This window comes from Rhodanobacter sp. FW106-HT46G03, from assembly GCF_058789895.1.
The window spans coordinates 2,802,999-2,816,751 of sequence record NZ_JBYTCC010000001.1 but is presented as its reverse complement, the minus strand read 5'-3'; the positions used below and the strand labels follow the sequence as shown (position 1 = coordinate 2,816,751).

The window sequence follows — 13,753 nt, the reverse complement described above, 5'->3', positions numbered from 1 at the left end:
CGTGCGACCGCGTATGCCGCGCTCAGCGTGGTGACGTGCGTAACCAGTCGGCAAGCTGCGCCGCGTCGAGCGGGCCACGGCGGGTAGCGATAATGCGCTGATTGGCGTCGATCAACACGCTATAAGGCAACACTTCGTCGCGATTTCCCCACTGTTTGGGGGTGCTGGGGTCATCCAGCGAGCCCAGCAAAATCGGGTAACTGACCGGGTGCGCGGCGAGAAATGCCCGGACCCGGTCGGGATCGTCCATGGCAATACCGACGACGATCGCGCCCTGATCGCCGAACTTGCGCTGGGCGGCGTCCAGCGCCGGCATCTCTTTCAGGCATGGCGCGCACCACGTGGCCCAGAAATTCAGCAGCACGCGGCGGTTGCCGTAGTCGGACAGCGTGCGCGTATGGCCGGCCAGATCGGGCAAGGAGAGCGCCGGTGCCGGGGCGTCGACGGTGGTGGTCGCCACGCCGCCGTCGGCGTGCGCGACGCGGCTTGCGTGCTGCAGGTAGCCGCCGACCGCCGCCGCGAGCACGGCGGCGACAAGAATGACCAGGTTCTCGCGGCTCATGGCCGGCCGCGGCTCATCCGCGCGCCGCCTCGTCGAGCGCGCGCGTCACCAGCGCCGTGGTCAGCACCGTCGGCAGCTGGCGTCCGGCCCCGCCGCCTGCGGGAAACACCACGTACAGCGGCACGCCGGGCGAGTGGTACTGCTGCAGGAAGGCGGTGATCGCCGGGTCCTCGTTGGTCCAGTCGCCCTGCATGTACACCGCGCCGGTGCGCCGCAGCAGGTCGCGGAACGCGGCCGAGGCGAGCACGGTGTGCTCGTTGGCCTTGCAGGTGATGCACCAGTCGGCGGTCATGTCGACGAATACCGGGGTGCCGGCGGCGCGCAGCTCGGCAAGTCTGGCCGCGCTGTATGGCACGCTGAGGCGGTTGGCGGCGACGCTGCCGGCGACGGCCGGCACCTGCTGCAGGAGATACAGCGGCGCCAGCGTGGCCAGCGCCAGCACGGCGGTCAGCGCGTGGCGCAGCGGGCCGCGCCCGCGGCTGCGCTCGATCCACCACAGCGCGGCCGCCAGCGCGACCAGCGCCACCAGCAGCAGACCCACGCCGTCGGCGCCGCGCTGGTTGGCCAGCACCCAGGCCAGCCACGCAGCGGTCAGGTACATCGGGAACGCCAGCACCTGTTTCAGGGTTTGCATCCAGCGCCCCGGCCTGGGCAGCCAGCGGGCCACGGCGGGAACGAAGCCGATCGCCAGGAACGGCAGCGCCAAGCCGATGCCCAGTGCAAGAAACACCAGCAAGGCGTTCATCATCGGTGCCGCGAACGCATACGCCAGCGCGGCGCCCATGAACGGTGCGGTGCACGGGCTGGCGACCACCACCGCCAGCACGCCAGTGAAGAAGCTGCCGCCGGCGCCGCCACGCGCGGCCAGCCCGGCGCCGGCATTGCCCCAGCTGGCGCCCAGCTCGATCACGCCCGACATGGCGAGGCCGAGCGCAAAGATCACGCAGGCGAGAATGGCCACCACTACCGGTTGTTGCAGTTGCGTACCCCAGCCCAGCGCGTGCCCGGCGCCGCGCAGCGCCACGATGCCCCCGCCGAGCGCGGCGAAACTCGCCAGCACGCCGGCGGTGTAGGCCAGCGCGTGGCGGCGGCGATGCGCGGCGTCGCCGCCGTGTTCGAGCACGCTCACGGCCTTGATCGACAGCACCGGCAACACGCACGGCATGAGGTTCAGGATCAAGCCGCCGCCGAGCGCCAGCAGCAACGCGGCCACGAGGCTGGTGCGCAGCGGGCCGGTTGGTAATGTGGTGGTGGCGGTGGCTGTTGCCACCGGCGTGCCGGCCGCGGCGGCGCCACCGCCGAGGTCGATGGTTGCCTGCCGGGTGATCGGCGGGTAGCACACGCCGCCGTCCTTGCAGCCGAGGAAGGTGGTTTCCAGCGTGAGCTGCGCGAGGTTGGAGGTGTCACCGGCGAGCGCCACCGGCAGGTCGAGCTCGCCGAAATACACCGCGACCTTGCCGAATTGCACGTCTTCATGCTCGACGGCGCCGGCCGGCCATGTCGGCTGGTCGAGCGTCACGCCGTGGGCATCCTTCAGGCGCAACTGGATGCGGTCGCGGTAGACGTAATAGTCCTTCGGCATGGTCCAGCGCAGCAGGAGCTCATGCCGGTCCTTCGCCAGCGCCGAGAACCGGAATGCCTGCTCAGCCGGCAACGCCGCGCCACTGTCGCCGCCCGCCGCGTTGGCGCCGAGTTGCTGCAGCGCGTTGCCGAGCGAATGGCCGCCCGCGGCCGCCGCCGGCAGGGGCAGATCGAGATGTTCGGTATGCGGCGGGTAGCAGATCTTGGGCTCCACCTCGTGGCAACCCTGATAGCGCACATCGAGCGCGAGCCGCGTGGTGCCCGGCGCGACGGTATACGGGATCGTCGCGGTGGCCGCGTGGTGGTAGATCTCCTGCGGGCCGATGTAGGGATCGTTGATGGTTTCGCCGGCCGGCGTCTGCGCCGCGCCCAGCGTCACGCCGGGGCCGGCGGTGAACTTCATCCGCCCGCGGTAAAGGTAATAGTCCGGCGCGATCTTCCAGTGCAGCCGCACCACGCCGGGCGTCGTGGTGTCGGCGCTGAGCTGGTAGGCCTCGGTGACCGGCAGCAGGCCGTCGTCCGCGCTTTGCGCCATGGCTGGCATGAAGGCGGCAAGGAGGCCAAGCAGGCCGGCCAGCAGCAGACCGCGGCGGAAGAACTTCAGCATCTCGACTCCGGCAAAATCACCGTGCACGCCCAGACATTATGACTGCTTGCCGGCGGGGCCACCGGCCGCCGCGACGTTCGCCCGCACCCAGTCCAGATAGGCCGCATGCCCGGCGGCCACCGGGGTTGCCACCAGCTCCGGCAGTTCGTACGGGTGCAGGGCGCGCAGCCGCGCCTTGAGCGCGTCGAACCGTTCCGCCGTGGTCTTGATCAGCAGCAGCACTTCCGTCTCGTTCTGCATCTGGCCCTGCCAGCGGTACACCGACTGCACGCCGGGCAGCACATTGACGCAGGCGGCGAGCCGTTCGCCGACCAGGGTTTCCGCCAGTTGCCGCGCGCACGCCAGGTCCGGACAGGAGCACTGGCAGAGAAGGACGGCGGCGGGGGGCAGGGTTGCGGTGCTCATGGTGCGTCCACTTTAACCGCGGCGTCCCCGGCCCTTGAAACCAGTCGGACGCTCCCCCACTAGCTGTGGTCAGGGCCAGTTCGTGTTGGCGTGGTGCGTCGCAGGTTGCAGTGGCGCCCTGCACGGCTAGAATTGGCACTCACTTGCACCGAGTGCTAACAGGTCGTCGCGGTTGGACGGCCGGTTGGCCACTCACTTTCTTGTTTACCTGACTTGGGAGCCACCCATGAGCAAACTGCGTCCGCTGCACGATCGCGTCATCGTCAAGCGCCTGGAAGAGGAGCGCGTCTCCGCCGGCGGTATCGTCATCCCCGACAGCGCCACCGAAAAGCCGACCCGCGGCAAGGTCATCGCCGCCGGTACCGGCCTGATCCAGTCGGACGGCAAGGTGCGTCCGATGAGCCTCAAGGCCGGCGACGTCGTGCTGTTCGGCAAGTACGCCGGCCAGGACATCAAGATCGACGGCGAAGAGCTGGTCTTCCTGAAGGAAGACGACGTGGTGGCGGTGCTGGAGGGCTGAGAAGCCGGGATTCGAGAGTCGGGATTCGGGATTCGTCGGCGCCCTGCGCCACCCCCGTAGCCGGCTCCACCCCATTCTCGCCGCACCCGCTTCAACCGTATCCCCAATCCCGAATTACGAATCCCGGAGTTACAAATATGGCAGCCAAAGAAGTCCGCTTCGGCGAAGACGCCCGCGCACGCATTCTCAAGGGCGTGAACACGCTCGCCAACGCCGTCAAGGTGACGCTCGGCCCGAAGGGCCGCAACGTCGTGCTCCAGAAGAGCTTCGGCGCACCGACGATCACCAAGGACGGCGTGTCCGTCGCCAAGGAGATCGAGCTGGCCGATGCCTATGAAAACATGGGCGCGCAGATCGTGAAGGAGGCCGCTTCCAAGACCTCCGACAACGCCGGCGACGGCACCACCACCGCCACCGTGCTGGCGCAGGCGTTCATCCGCGAGGGCCTCAAGGCCGTCGCCGCCGGCATCAACCCGATGGATCTGAAGCGCGGCATCGACAAGGCCGTGACCAAGGCCGTGGCCGAGCTGAAGAGCCTGTCCAAGCCCACCACCGACGACAAGGCCATCGCCCAAGTCGGCACCATCTCGGCCAACTCCGACACGCACATCGGCGACATCATCGCCGAGGCGATGAAGAAGGTCGGCAAGGAAGGCGTCATCACGGTCGAGGAAGGCCAGTCGCTCGACAACGAGCTGGACGTGGTCGAAGGCATGCAGTTCGACCGCGGCTACCTCTCGCCGTACTTCATCAACAACCAGCAGAGCCAGCAGGTCGAGCTGGAAGACCCGTTCATCCTTCTGCACGACAAGAAGATCTCCAACGTGCGCGAGCTGTTGCCGATCCTCGAAGGCGTGGCCAAGGCCGGCAAGCCGCTGCTGATCGTGGCGGAAGAAGTCGAAGGCGAGGCGCTGGCGACGCTGGTGGTCAACACCATCCGCGGCATCGTCAAGGTCGCCGCCGTCAAGGCGCCGGGCTTCGGCGATCGCCGCAAGGCGATGCTGCAGGACATGGCCATCCTCACCAACGGCCAGGTCATTTCCGAAGAAGTCGGCCTGCAGCTTGAAAAGGCCACCATCAACGATCTCGGCCATGCCAAGAAGATCGTGGTGACCAAGGAAAACACCACCATCATCGACGGCGCCGGCGAAGCCGCGAAGATCGAAGCGCGTATCAAGCAGATCAAGCAGCAGATCGAAGAGACCACCTCCGACTACGACCGCGAGAAGCTGCAGGAACGCGTGGCGAAGCTGGCCGGCGGCGTGGCCGTCATCAAGGTGGGTGCCGCGACCGAAGTCGAGATGAAGGAAAAGAAGGCCCGCGTCGAAGACGCCCTGCACGCCACCCGTGCGGCGGTTGAAGAAGGCGTGGTCCCCGGCGGCGGCGTGGCTCTGCTGCGCGCGCAGAAGGCCATCGAAGGCCTCAAGGGCGACAACGAAGACCAGAACCTCGGCATCGAGATCACCCGCCGCGCGCTGGAAGCGCCGCTGCGCGAGATCGTCTCCAATGCCGGCGCCGAAGCCAGCGTCGTCGTCAACCAGGTCAAGGAAGGCAAGGACGGCAAGGACGGCAACTACGGCTACAACGCTGCCACCGGCGAGTTCGGCGACATGATCAAGTTCGGCATCCTGGATCCGACCAAGGTCACCCGCTCGGCCCTGCAGTACGCCGCCAGCGTCGCTGGCCTCGCGATCACCACCGAAGCCGTGGTCGCCGAGCTGCCCAAGAAGGAAGAGCACAGCCACGGCGGTGCACCGGGCGGCATGGGCGGCATGGGCGGCGGGATGGATTTCTGATCCACCGTTCCACGTTTCCTGCAACACGAAGAACCCCGCTACGGCGGGGTTTTTCTTTGGTGCGCCGGGCAGGGCGCACCAAAAAAAGCCGCCCCGAAGGGCGGCTTTATACAGGCTTGCGGGCCCGCTTACTGCGGCAGCGCCAGGTCGTCCAGCAGCACCTTGAGGAAGCGTGCGGCTTCGCCGCCGGTGCAGGCGCGGTGGTCGAAGGTAAGGCTGATCGGCAGGCGGCGGTGCACTTCGATGCCGCCCATGACTGCGACCACGTCGTGGCTCAGCTTGCCGACGCCGACGATGGCGACGCACGGCGGCACCACGACGACGGTGCCGTAGCGGCCGGCGAACATGCCGAAGTTGGACAGGCTGATGGTGTAGCCGGTGAGTTCGCTGGGCGGGATCGAGCGATCCTCGACCTGCGCGCGCAGGCGGTTGATGCCCTCGCGCACGCCGCGGGGGTCGAGCAGGTGGGCGTTGCGCAGTGCCGGCACGAACAGGCCGTCGGGCGTGTCCACGGCGATGCCGAGATCCACCTGCGGGTGCTTGGTGAGGGTGAGGTTCTTGTCGTCGAACCAGGCATTGAGGCCGGGCTCCGCCTTGCACGCAGCGACGATGGCGCGAATGGTGCGCGCGGTGATGTCCTGCTTGCCGAGCCAGGCGTGCAGATCGGCATCGTCGACGATGGTGGTTTGCACCACGCGCGCGTGGGCGTCGGCCATCACCCGCGCCATGTTACGGCGCACGCCCTTGAGCTGCTCGGGCTGGCCGATGACGTGCGTGGTGGGCGGCGCGGTGCGTACCGGCTTGCCGGCGAGCGACACGGCGCTGCGCGCGGCAACGGGTGCGGCAACGACGGGCGCGGCAACCTGCGCCGGTGCGGCGCCGAGCTGCGCGCTGCCGTTGGCGGCGGCGGCCTTGACGTCTTTCAGCGTCACCACGCCATCGGCGCCGGTCGGGCGCACGCGCGCCAGGTCGACCTTGAGCTTTTTGGCCAACGCGCGCACCGCCGGCACCGCCTTGACGCCGCCGATGGAGGCGGCTTGTTCGACGTGCACGGCGTTGCTGGAAATCATCGCGCCGACCACGGTGCCTTCGTCTTCGCGGTCGGCGGTGGGGGCTGGCGCGGGCGCCGGGGCGGGTGCTGGCGCAGCGGCTTTCTTCGCCGGCGCGTGGTGGCCGGTGCCACCGCTTTCGGCGCGCTGCTTGCCCTTCGGGTCGAGCTCGAAATCCGCCAGCTCGGCGCCGGTCTCGATGACATCGCCGGCGGCGCCGTGGAACTTCAGCACCTTGCCGGTATACGGCGACGGCACCTCGACGACGGCCTTCGCGGTTTCCATCGACACCAGCGGCGCATCGAGCTTGACGCTGTCGCCTTCCTTCACCAGCCACTCGACGATGGTGGCGTCCGGCAGGCCTTCGCCGAGATCGGGGAGATGAAATGTTTTTGTGTCGGCCATGGGTTTGATCCGGGAATGGGGAATAAGGAATCGGGAACCGGAAGAGCGGGCGGCGGCGCAGTACTTTGCCTGGTCCCTATTCTCTCTTCCCGATTCCCGGCGACAAATCAGCTGGCCGCAAGCGCGCGCTTGGCAGCCTCGACGACGCGTTCCGCGCTGGGCAGGTATTTCATTTCGAGACGGAACAGCGGGATGTGGGTGTCGGGGCCGGTGACGCGCTCGACCGGGGCGTAAAGGTCGTAGAGGCATTCCTCGGCGACGCGGGCGGCGATTTCGGCACCGAAACCAGCCGTCTTCGGCGCTTCGTGCACGATCACGCAGCGGTGGGTCTTGGCGACCGACTCGGCGATGGTGTCGAAGTCGAGCGGGGTCAGCGTGGCGACGTCGATCACCTCGGCGCTGATGCCTTCTTCGGCAAGCTGGTCGGCGGCTTCGAGGGTTTCCTTCACCTGCGCGCCCCAGGTAACCAGGGTGACGTCGCTGCCGTCGCGCAGCACGAAGCACACGTCGAGCGGCAGCGCTTCGCCGTCGTCGGGCACCTCTTCCTTGTACTGGCGGTAGATGCGCTTGGGTTCGAAGAACATCACCGGATCGGGATCGCGGATGGCGGCCAGGAGCAGGCCATAGGCGCGCGCCGGGGATGAGGGCAGTACCACGCGCAGGCCGGGGATGTTGGTGAACAGATGTTCGTTCGCTTCGGAGTGGTGCTCCGGCGCGTGGATGCCGCCGCCCCACGGCGCGCGGAACACGGCCGGGCAGGTGAGCCGGCCGCGGGTGCGGTTGCGCATGCGCGCGGCATGGCAGGCGATCTGCTCCATCATCGGGTAGATGAAGCCTTCGAACTGCGCTTCGGCGACCGGCTTCATGCCTTGCGCCGCGAGGCCGACGGTGACGCCGGCAATGGTGAGCTCGTCCAGCGGCGTGTCGAACACGCGCCACTCGCCGAATTTTTCCGACAGCCCGACGGTGGCGCGAAACACGCCGCCGTTGACGCCGACGTCCTCGCCGAGCACGACGACGCTCTCGTCGTGTTTCATTTCGTAGGCAAGCGCCTGGGTAACCGCTTCGATAAGGGTGATCTGTGCCATGGGTGGTGGGTCCTTACTGCGCTTCGCGCGCAAGCATGGCGGCGCGTTGTTTGGCGAGGTCGGCGGGCAGTTCGGCAAACATGTAGTCGAACATCGCGGTGACCGGTTGCGGCTTGGTTTCGAGGTAGGCATTTACCTCGTCGTCCATCCACTCGTCGCAATGGGCCTTCCACGCCTCTTCCTTCTTGTCGTCCCACGCGCCCTTGGCGGTGAGCCAGTTGCGCAGGCGCTTGAGCGGTTCGCGCGCCCAGGCGTCCTTCACTTCCTTTTCGCCGCGGTAGCGGCGCGCGTCGTCGGCGGTGGTGTGGTCGCCCAGGCGGTAGGTGACCGCCTCGACCACGCTGCCACCGTCGCCCTTGCGCGCGCGTTCCAGCGCGTCTTCCATCGCCTTGCGCACGGCAATGATGTCGTTGCCGTCGACCTGGATGCAGTGCAGCCCGGCGCCGATGCCTTTCTGCGCCAGCGTCTTGGCGCCGGACTGGATCTTGCGCGGCACCGAGATGGCCCACTGGTTGTTGACGATCACCGCCACCAGCGGCAGCTTGCGCGCGCCGGCGATGTTGATGGCGCCATTGAAGTCGCCCTTGGACGAGCCGCCGTCACCGATCATGCATACCGCAACGCGCTTCTCGCCGCGCATCTTGAACGCGAGCGCGCTGCCGGCCGCATGCAGGCACTGGGTGGCGATCGGCACGCTCCACGCGAAGTCGTGGCGCGCGGGTTCCTTCTGGTAGTCGTTGCCGCGCTCGTCGCCGCCCCAGTACATGTACACCTCGCGCGGCTGCACGCCGCGGTAGAGCTGCGCGCCGTATTCGCGGTAGCTCGGCGCCAGCACGTCCTCCGGCTTCATCGCGCTGCCGACGCCGACGTGCGCGGCCTCGTGGCCGAGGCAACTGGCGTAGGTGCCGAGTTTGCCGGTGCGTTGCAGCGCGATGGATTTCGCGTCGAACACGCGGGTGGAGAGCATCAACTTGTACAGCTCGACCATGTGGTCGAGGTTCTTGGTGAAGGCTGGCAGGTCATCACGCACCTGCTTGCCATCGGCGTCGAGGTACTGCAGGTATTCGATTTCGAACTTGGCGGCGATGGTCACGAATCGCTCCCGGTGGCGAGGGGGGAAAGTGGGGGCGGCGGCCCATGACGGGCCCGGCGCGAGTAGCCGCAATGATGCTCGCTGCGATCAAAACGGCTTGAGAAAACTGCGCATAGATAACAGGCTGCGGCATTGCGCAGCAAGACACGGCGCAGCATGCGCGATGGTACGGGACGCCTGCGGCGCAAGGTTTTGACCTGGATCGGCGCCCGCATGTGGCCACGCATTAAACTGCACGGTTTCCAAGCCACGGCATACCCGGATGACGGACAACCGACGCGAACTCGAAGCGGGCATCCAGCGCGACCTTTCCGGTCGCATGACCTACGCGAGCTACCTGCAACTGGACACCCTGCTGGCTGCGCAGAAACCGGTTTCCGACCCGCCGTACCACGACGAAATGCTGTTCATCGTGCAGCACCACGTGGCCGAGCTGTGGCTGAAGTTGATGATCCACGAGCTCTCCGCGGCGCTGGCGATGCTGCGCGCGGACAAAGCCGACCAGGCGCTCAAGGTGTTCGGCCGGGTCAAGCGCATCCAGCAGCAGTTGTTCGACGAGTGGTCGGTGCTGGAGACGATGACGCCGCACGAATACCTCGCGTTCCGCGACGCGCTCGGGCCGTCCTCGGGCTTCCAGAGCGCGCAGTACCGCACTGTCGAGTTCATGCTTGGTAACAAGAACGCCGACATGCTCGCGGTGTTCGACCACGCGCCGGAGATTCGCGCCGGGCTGGCCGCGACGCTTGCCGCGCCGAGCCTGTACGACGAGGTGCTGCGCTGGCTGGCGCGGCGCGGGCATGCCATTCCCAGGGACATCCTCGAACGCGACGTGACCCAAGGCTGGCAGGCGCGCGAGGACCTGTTGCCGGTGTTCCGCGCCATCTACGAGGCGCCGGAGAAATACTGGCCGGAGTACCACCTGTGCGAGACGCTGGTGGACGTGGAGGAAAACTTCCAGCTCTGGCGCTTCCGCCACATGAAGGCGGTGGAACGCATCATCGGCTTCCGTCGCGGCACCGGCGGCTCCACCGGCGTGGCGTTCCTGAAGCGCGCGCTCGATCTCACGTTCTTCCCCGAGTTGATCGAAGTGCGCACGGTGCTGCACGGCGGCTGAGCCTTTCCGCCGGCGCGGACGCTTCGGGCCGCAGCGTTCGCACCAGCAACACCGGGGGAGCCGCAGTGGATGCGCGACACGCGTTGATGCCGCGCGTTTGACGCGCGGCGTGGCGGCCGTTACATCTGCGCGCTTGCCACTTCGATTGGAACCCGCGTGAACACATCTGCTGCCGCAGCGCCGGACTACCCGCAACTGTTCGGCCATCCACGTCCGCTGTGGATGCTGTTCATGACCGAGTTCTGGGAACGTTTTGCGTTTTACAGCGTGAGCTGGGCGCTGGCGCTCTACGTGGTGGCGCAGTTCTATCACGGCGATGCGAGCGGGCAGGCGTGGGCCAGCGCTCTCTTCGGCAGCTACACCGCGCTCATCTACGGCACCGGTATTTTCGGCGGCTATGTGGCCGACAAGTTGATCGGCTACCAGCGCACCATCCTGCTGGGCGCCGTGGTGATGGCCGCCGGTTTGTTTGTGCTGGCGGTGCCCATGCGCGCGATGTTGCTGGTGGGCCTGGCGCTGGTGATCGTGGGCGACGGCTTGTTCAAGCCGAACATTTCATCCATCGTCGGCCAGCTCTATGGCCGCGACGATCCGCGTCGTGACCGCGGATTCACCTTGTTCTACATGGGCATCAACGCCGGCGCGCTGATTGCCCCGCTGCTTACCGGCTGGATGGCCGCGCACTTCACCGCCACGCCGCTGCAGCAGAACTATCGGCTGGTGTTCCTCGCCGCCGGCGTGGGCATGCTGCTCAGCTTTTTGTGGTTCTGGTTTGGGCGGCGCACGCTCAAGGGTATCGGTCGGCCGGCAGCAAGTGCCGAAGGCATGGGGCGCGTGCTGGGCGTGGCCGCGGGGGCGCTGATCGCCGTGCCACTGGTGTACTGGCTGCTCGAAGGCGTGGGCGCGACCGGCCTGCAATGGCTGCTCGGGCTACTGTTCGTGGTGGTCGCCGCGCTGCTGCTGGTGGAGGCCGCGCGCAGCGGCGCGGTGCAGACCCAGCGCGTGGTGGCGATGCTCATCATCTTCGCGTTCAACGTGCTGTTCTGGATGTTCTATTACCAGCTCGGCACCACGTTCAATTTCCTCGCGGAAAATCTGGTCGACCGCAAACTGTTCGGCGGCTGGATATTCCCGGTCGGCTGGTTCCAGTCGGTCAGCCCGCTGGCGATCATCGTGTTCGCGCCGCTCGTTGCGCTCACGTGGGGCGCGCTCGACAAGCGGCATCTCGAGCCGTCCATTCCGCGCAAGTTCGGCTTCGGCCTGGTGTTCAACGCGCTGGGCTTCCTGGTGCTGGTGTACGCGCTCGCGCACTTGCTCGGTACGAATGGCCTGCTGCCGTTCTGGCCGCTGGTGCTGTGCTACGTGATGCAGACGCTGGGCGAGCTGTGTCTCTCGCCGATCGGGTTGTCGATGGTGACCAAGCTCGCGCCGCCGAAACTCGTCGGCTTCGCCATGGGTGGCTGGTTCCTCTCGCTTGCCGTCGGCGGCAACCTCAGCGGCCTCTTCGCCAGCCGCATCGCCGGCAGCCACGGCCTCACCGCCGCCGCCGCGCTCTCCGGTTTCACCTTCAGCTTCTGGCTGCTGCTTGGCGCAGGCGTGCTGCTGCTCGCCATCGCGCCGCTCGTCAACCGGCTCATGCACGGGGTGAAATAGGGGCCATGGATGGCCCCTCGTCCGGCGCTTTGCGCCGGACGGAGCCGGGATCGGGCGATGCCCGATCCCGGCGAGTCCCGGGCAGGGCAGGAGCCCTGTCCCGGGGCACTGGTAACGGCTTTAGCTCTGATGCCGGACTCAAATGATCGGCTCGGTGACGCGCAGACACATCAACGCGCGCGCTTCCGTCTCGCGGACCCTCGAATCCCGCCCCCTACGGCATCAACTTGTCGAGAATCCGCCCGAGCCACGCCTGCTCCTCGTCGCTCAATTGCGCGAGAAAGTCGCGTTCGCGCTGGCGGGCCATGGGGGCCACGACGTCGTGGATTTCCCAGCCGGCGGGAGTGAGGCCGAGCACCGAACGGCGCTTGTCGTTTTCGTGCATGTGCCGGCGCACGCGGCCGGCCGCGACCAGGCGCGACAGCGCGCGGCTCACCGCCACCTTGTCGGTGGCGGTGCGTTCGGCCACCTCGCGCGCGGAGAGTCCGTCGAAGCGCGCCAACACCGCCATCACGCGCCACTCGGTGACGCTCAGGTCATAGCGCGCCTGGTAATCGTCGGCGATCGTCTGGCTGACAGTGTTGGAGACGATGGAGAGCTGGTACGGGATGAAGCGCTCCAGCTCCAGCGGGGCGTGGTCGGCATGGGTGGCAACCGGCATTGGTGCGACGTTCCTTGCAAGTAGTTACAGGTGAAACTATAAGGGTGGGTTACCGGCATGGTTGCACCTTCGCTGCGTGCACGCCATCGCGTTTCGAACTTCAGGAGTCGCGTCATGAACGCCCAGCTCAAATACGGCATGCAGGTCACCACCTTTGAAAACCCGATGGGCATCGATGGCTTCGAGTTCGTCGAATTTGCCGCGCCGAAAGGGCGCGCGCAGGAACTGCATGCGCTGTTCAAGCTGATGGGCTTCACCGCGGTGCTCAAGCACAAGCAGCGCGCGATCACGGTGTATCGCCAAGGCGGCGTCAATTTCCTCGTCAACGAGGAGCCGGATTCCTTCGCCGCCGACTTTGCCGCCACGCATGGCCCGAGCGCCTGTGGCTTCGCGATCCGCTTCACCAAGCCGGTGGCGACGGTGGAGGAGTCGGTGCTCGCCAAGGGCGCCGAGGCCATGACGCACAAGCTCGCCAGCCGCGCGGTCGAGGTGCCGGTGATCAAGGGCATCGGCGATTGCATGCTGTATCTCGTGCCGCGCACGGGCGATGTGTTTGCGGCCGACTACGCGCCGATCCCCGGTGTCGATCAGAATCCCAGGGGGTTCGGCCTCAGCTTCATCGACCACCTCACGCACAATCTGTATTTCGGCAACATGGAAAAGTGGTCGCAGTACTACGAGAAGCTGTTCAACTTCCGCGAGATCCGCTACTTCGACATCAAGGGCGCCAAGACCGGCCTGGTGTCCAAGGCGATGACCGCGCCGGACGGCATCGTGCGCATTCCGCTCAATGAGTCCTCGGACGCGAAGAGCCAGATCAACGAATACCTCGACGCGTACCACGGCGAGGGCATCCAGCACATCGCCTGCTTCACCGAGAACATCTACGCGACGGTGGAAGGCATGCGCAAGGCGGGCGTGAAGTTTCTCGATACGCCGGATACCTATTTTGAAGTGGTGGATGCGCGCATCCCCAACCACGGCGAGGATGTGCCGCGGCTGGCCAAGAACGGGATCCTGATCGACGCCGATACCGCCACCCACAAGAAGCTGCTGCTGCAGATCTTCACCGAGAACGTGATTGGCCCGATCTTCTTCGAGATCATCCAGCGCAAGGGCAACGAAGGCTTCGGCGAAGGCAACTTCCAGGCGCTGTTCGAGTCGATCGAACGCGACCAGATGAAGCGCGGCGTGCTGTGACATCCTGCGCCCCTCGCCC

Annotated in this window: 12 protein-coding genes; 5 read left to right on the top strand and 7 right to left on the bottom strand. The window is 66.9% G+C overall.

Annotated features, from left to right (window positions below):
• Positions 1-22: 22 nt before the first annotated feature.
• Genes AC3WP6_RS12605 through cutA form a run of 3 tightly spaced genes read right to left on the bottom strand, consistent with a single transcriptional unit; the run spans position 23 to position 3,155 of the window.
• A complete protein-coding gene (locus AC3WP6_RS12605) occupies positions 23-562 on the bottom strand; it encodes a TlpA family protein disulfide reductase (RefSeq protein ID WP_492628039.1) in 540 nt (179 codons plus the stop codon).
• Positions 563-575: 13 nt separating this feature from the next.
• Entirely contained in the window at positions 576-2,750 is a 2,175-nt protein-coding gene (locus tag AC3WP6_RS12600; protein ID WP_492628038.1) for a protein-disulfide reductase DsbD family protein, read from the bottom strand.
• A 36-nt stretch (positions 2,751-2,786) separates the two neighbouring features.
• On the bottom strand, positions 2,787-3,155 hold the full coding sequence (cutA, locus tag AC3WP6_RS12595; protein WP_492628037.1) for a divalent-cation tolerance protein CutA: 369 nt from the start codon (positions 3,153-3,155) through the stop codon (positions 2,787-2,789).
• A 226-nt stretch (positions 3,156-3,381) separates the two neighbouring features.
• Here cutA and AC3WP6_RS12590 point away from each other — a divergent pair, with 226 nt between their 5' ends.
• Positions 3,382-3,675 (top strand): co-chaperone GroES, encoded by a 294-nt coding sequence (locus tag AC3WP6_RS12590; protein ID WP_492628036.1) that lies wholly within the window; start codon positions 3,382-3,384, stop codon positions 3,673-3,675.
• Positions 3,676-3,812: 137 nt separating this feature from the next.
• On the top strand, positions 3,813-5,471 hold the full coding sequence (groL, locus tag AC3WP6_RS12585) for a chaperonin GroEL (RefSeq protein WP_492628035.1): 1,659 nt from the start codon (positions 3,813-3,815) through the stop codon (positions 5,469-5,471).
• 128 nt (positions 5,472-5,599) lie between these two features.
• Here groL and AC3WP6_RS12580 read toward each other — a convergent pair whose 3' ends face one another.
• From AC3WP6_RS12580 to pdhA, 3 genes are all read right to left on the bottom strand, one after another.
• Positions 5,600-6,925 carry a dihydrolipoamide acetyltransferase family protein gene (locus tag AC3WP6_RS12580; RefSeq protein WP_492628034.1) on the bottom strand — a complete coding sequence of 442 codons (1,326 nt, stop codon included), beginning with the start codon at positions 6,923-6,925 and terminating at the stop codon, positions 5,600-5,602.
• Positions 6,926-7,032: 107 nt separating this feature from the next.
• Positions 7,033-8,013, bottom strand: a complete 981-nt coding sequence (locus AC3WP6_RS12575; protein ID WP_492628033.1) for an alpha-ketoacid dehydrogenase subunit beta — start codon at positions 8,011-8,013, stop codon at positions 7,033-7,035.
• A 13-nt stretch (positions 8,014-8,026) separates the two neighbouring features.
• Complete coding sequence (pdhA, locus tag AC3WP6_RS12570; RefSeq protein ID WP_492628032.1) at positions 8,027-9,106, bottom strand: pyruvate dehydrogenase (acetyl-transferring) E1 component subunit alpha; 1,080 nt, start codon at positions 9,104-9,106, stop codon at positions 8,027-8,029.
• Between the two features lie 262 nt (positions 9,107-9,368).
• On the opposite strand from pdhA, the gene AC3WP6_RS12565 reads away from it, so the two are divergent.
• Together AC3WP6_RS12565 and AC3WP6_RS12560 are read left to right on the top strand one after the other, a co-directional pair.
• On the top strand, positions 9,369-10,220 hold the full coding sequence (locus AC3WP6_RS12565; RefSeq protein ID WP_492628031.1) for a tryptophan 2,3-dioxygenase: 852 nt from the start codon (positions 9,369-9,371) through the stop codon (positions 10,218-10,220).
• 156 nt (positions 10,221-10,376) lie between these two features.
• On the top strand, positions 10,377-11,873 hold the full coding sequence (locus tag AC3WP6_RS12560; protein WP_492628030.1) for a peptide MFS transporter: 1,497 nt from the start codon (positions 10,377-10,379) through the stop codon (positions 11,871-11,873).
• A gap of 214 nt (positions 11,874-12,087) precedes the next feature.
• Here the strand turns inward: AC3WP6_RS12560 and AC3WP6_RS12555 are convergent, their stop codons facing one another.
• Entirely contained in the window at positions 12,088-12,534 is a 447-nt protein-coding gene (locus AC3WP6_RS12555; protein ID WP_492628029.1) for a MarR family winged helix-turn-helix transcriptional regulator, read from the bottom strand.
• A 138-nt stretch (positions 12,535-12,672) separates the two neighbouring features.
• Between AC3WP6_RS12555 and hppD the strand changes: the two genes are divergently transcribed.
• On the top strand, positions 12,673-13,734 hold the full coding sequence (gene hppD / locus AC3WP6_RS12550; protein WP_492628705.1) for a 4-hydroxyphenylpyruvate dioxygenase: 1,062 nt from the start codon (positions 12,673-12,675) through the stop codon (positions 13,732-13,734).
• Positions 13,735-13,753 lie beyond the last annotated feature (19 nt).

What these genes read in the sequence shown, in the direction of transcription:
- AC3WP6_RS12605 (WP_492628039.1), bottom strand. Translation starts at nt 562, where the DNA reads ATGAGCCGCGAGAACCTGGTCATTCTTGTCGCCGCCGTGCTCGCGGCG.
- AC3WP6_RS12600 (WP_492628038.1), bottom strand. Translation starts at nt 2,750, where the DNA reads ATGCTGAAGTTCTTCCGCCGCGGTCTGCTGCTGGCCGGCCTGCTTGGC.
- cutA (WP_492628037.1), bottom strand. Translation starts at nt 3,155, where the DNA reads ATGAGCACCGCAACCCTGCCCCCCGCCGCCGTCCTTCTCTGCCAGTGC.
- AC3WP6_RS12590 (WP_492628036.1), top strand. Translation starts at nt 3,382, where the DNA reads ATGAGCAAACTGCGTCCGCTGCACGATCGCGTCATCGTCAAGCGCCTG.
- groL (WP_492628035.1), top strand. Translation starts at nt 3,813, where the DNA reads ATGGCAGCCAAAGAAGTCCGCTTCGGCGAAGACGCCCGCGCACGCATT.
- AC3WP6_RS12580 (WP_492628034.1), bottom strand. Translation starts at nt 6,925, where the DNA reads ATGGCCGACACAAAAACATTTCATCTCCCCGATCTCGGCGAAGGCCTG.
- AC3WP6_RS12575 (WP_492628033.1), bottom strand. Translation starts at nt 8,013, where the DNA reads ATGGCACAGATCACCCTTATCGAAGCGGTTACCCAGGCGCTTGCCTAC.
- AC3WP6_RS12565 (WP_492628031.1), top strand. Translation starts at nt 9,369, where the DNA reads ATGACGGACAACCGACGCGAACTCGAAGCGGGCATCCAGCGCGACCTT.
- AC3WP6_RS12555 (WP_492628029.1), bottom strand. Translation starts at nt 12,534, where the DNA reads ATGCCGGTTGCCACCCATGCCGACCACGCCCCGCTGGAGCTGGAGCGC.
- hppD (WP_492628705.1), top strand. Translation starts at nt 12,673, where the DNA reads ATGCAGGTCACCACCTTTGAAAACCCGATGGGCATCGATGGCTTCGAG.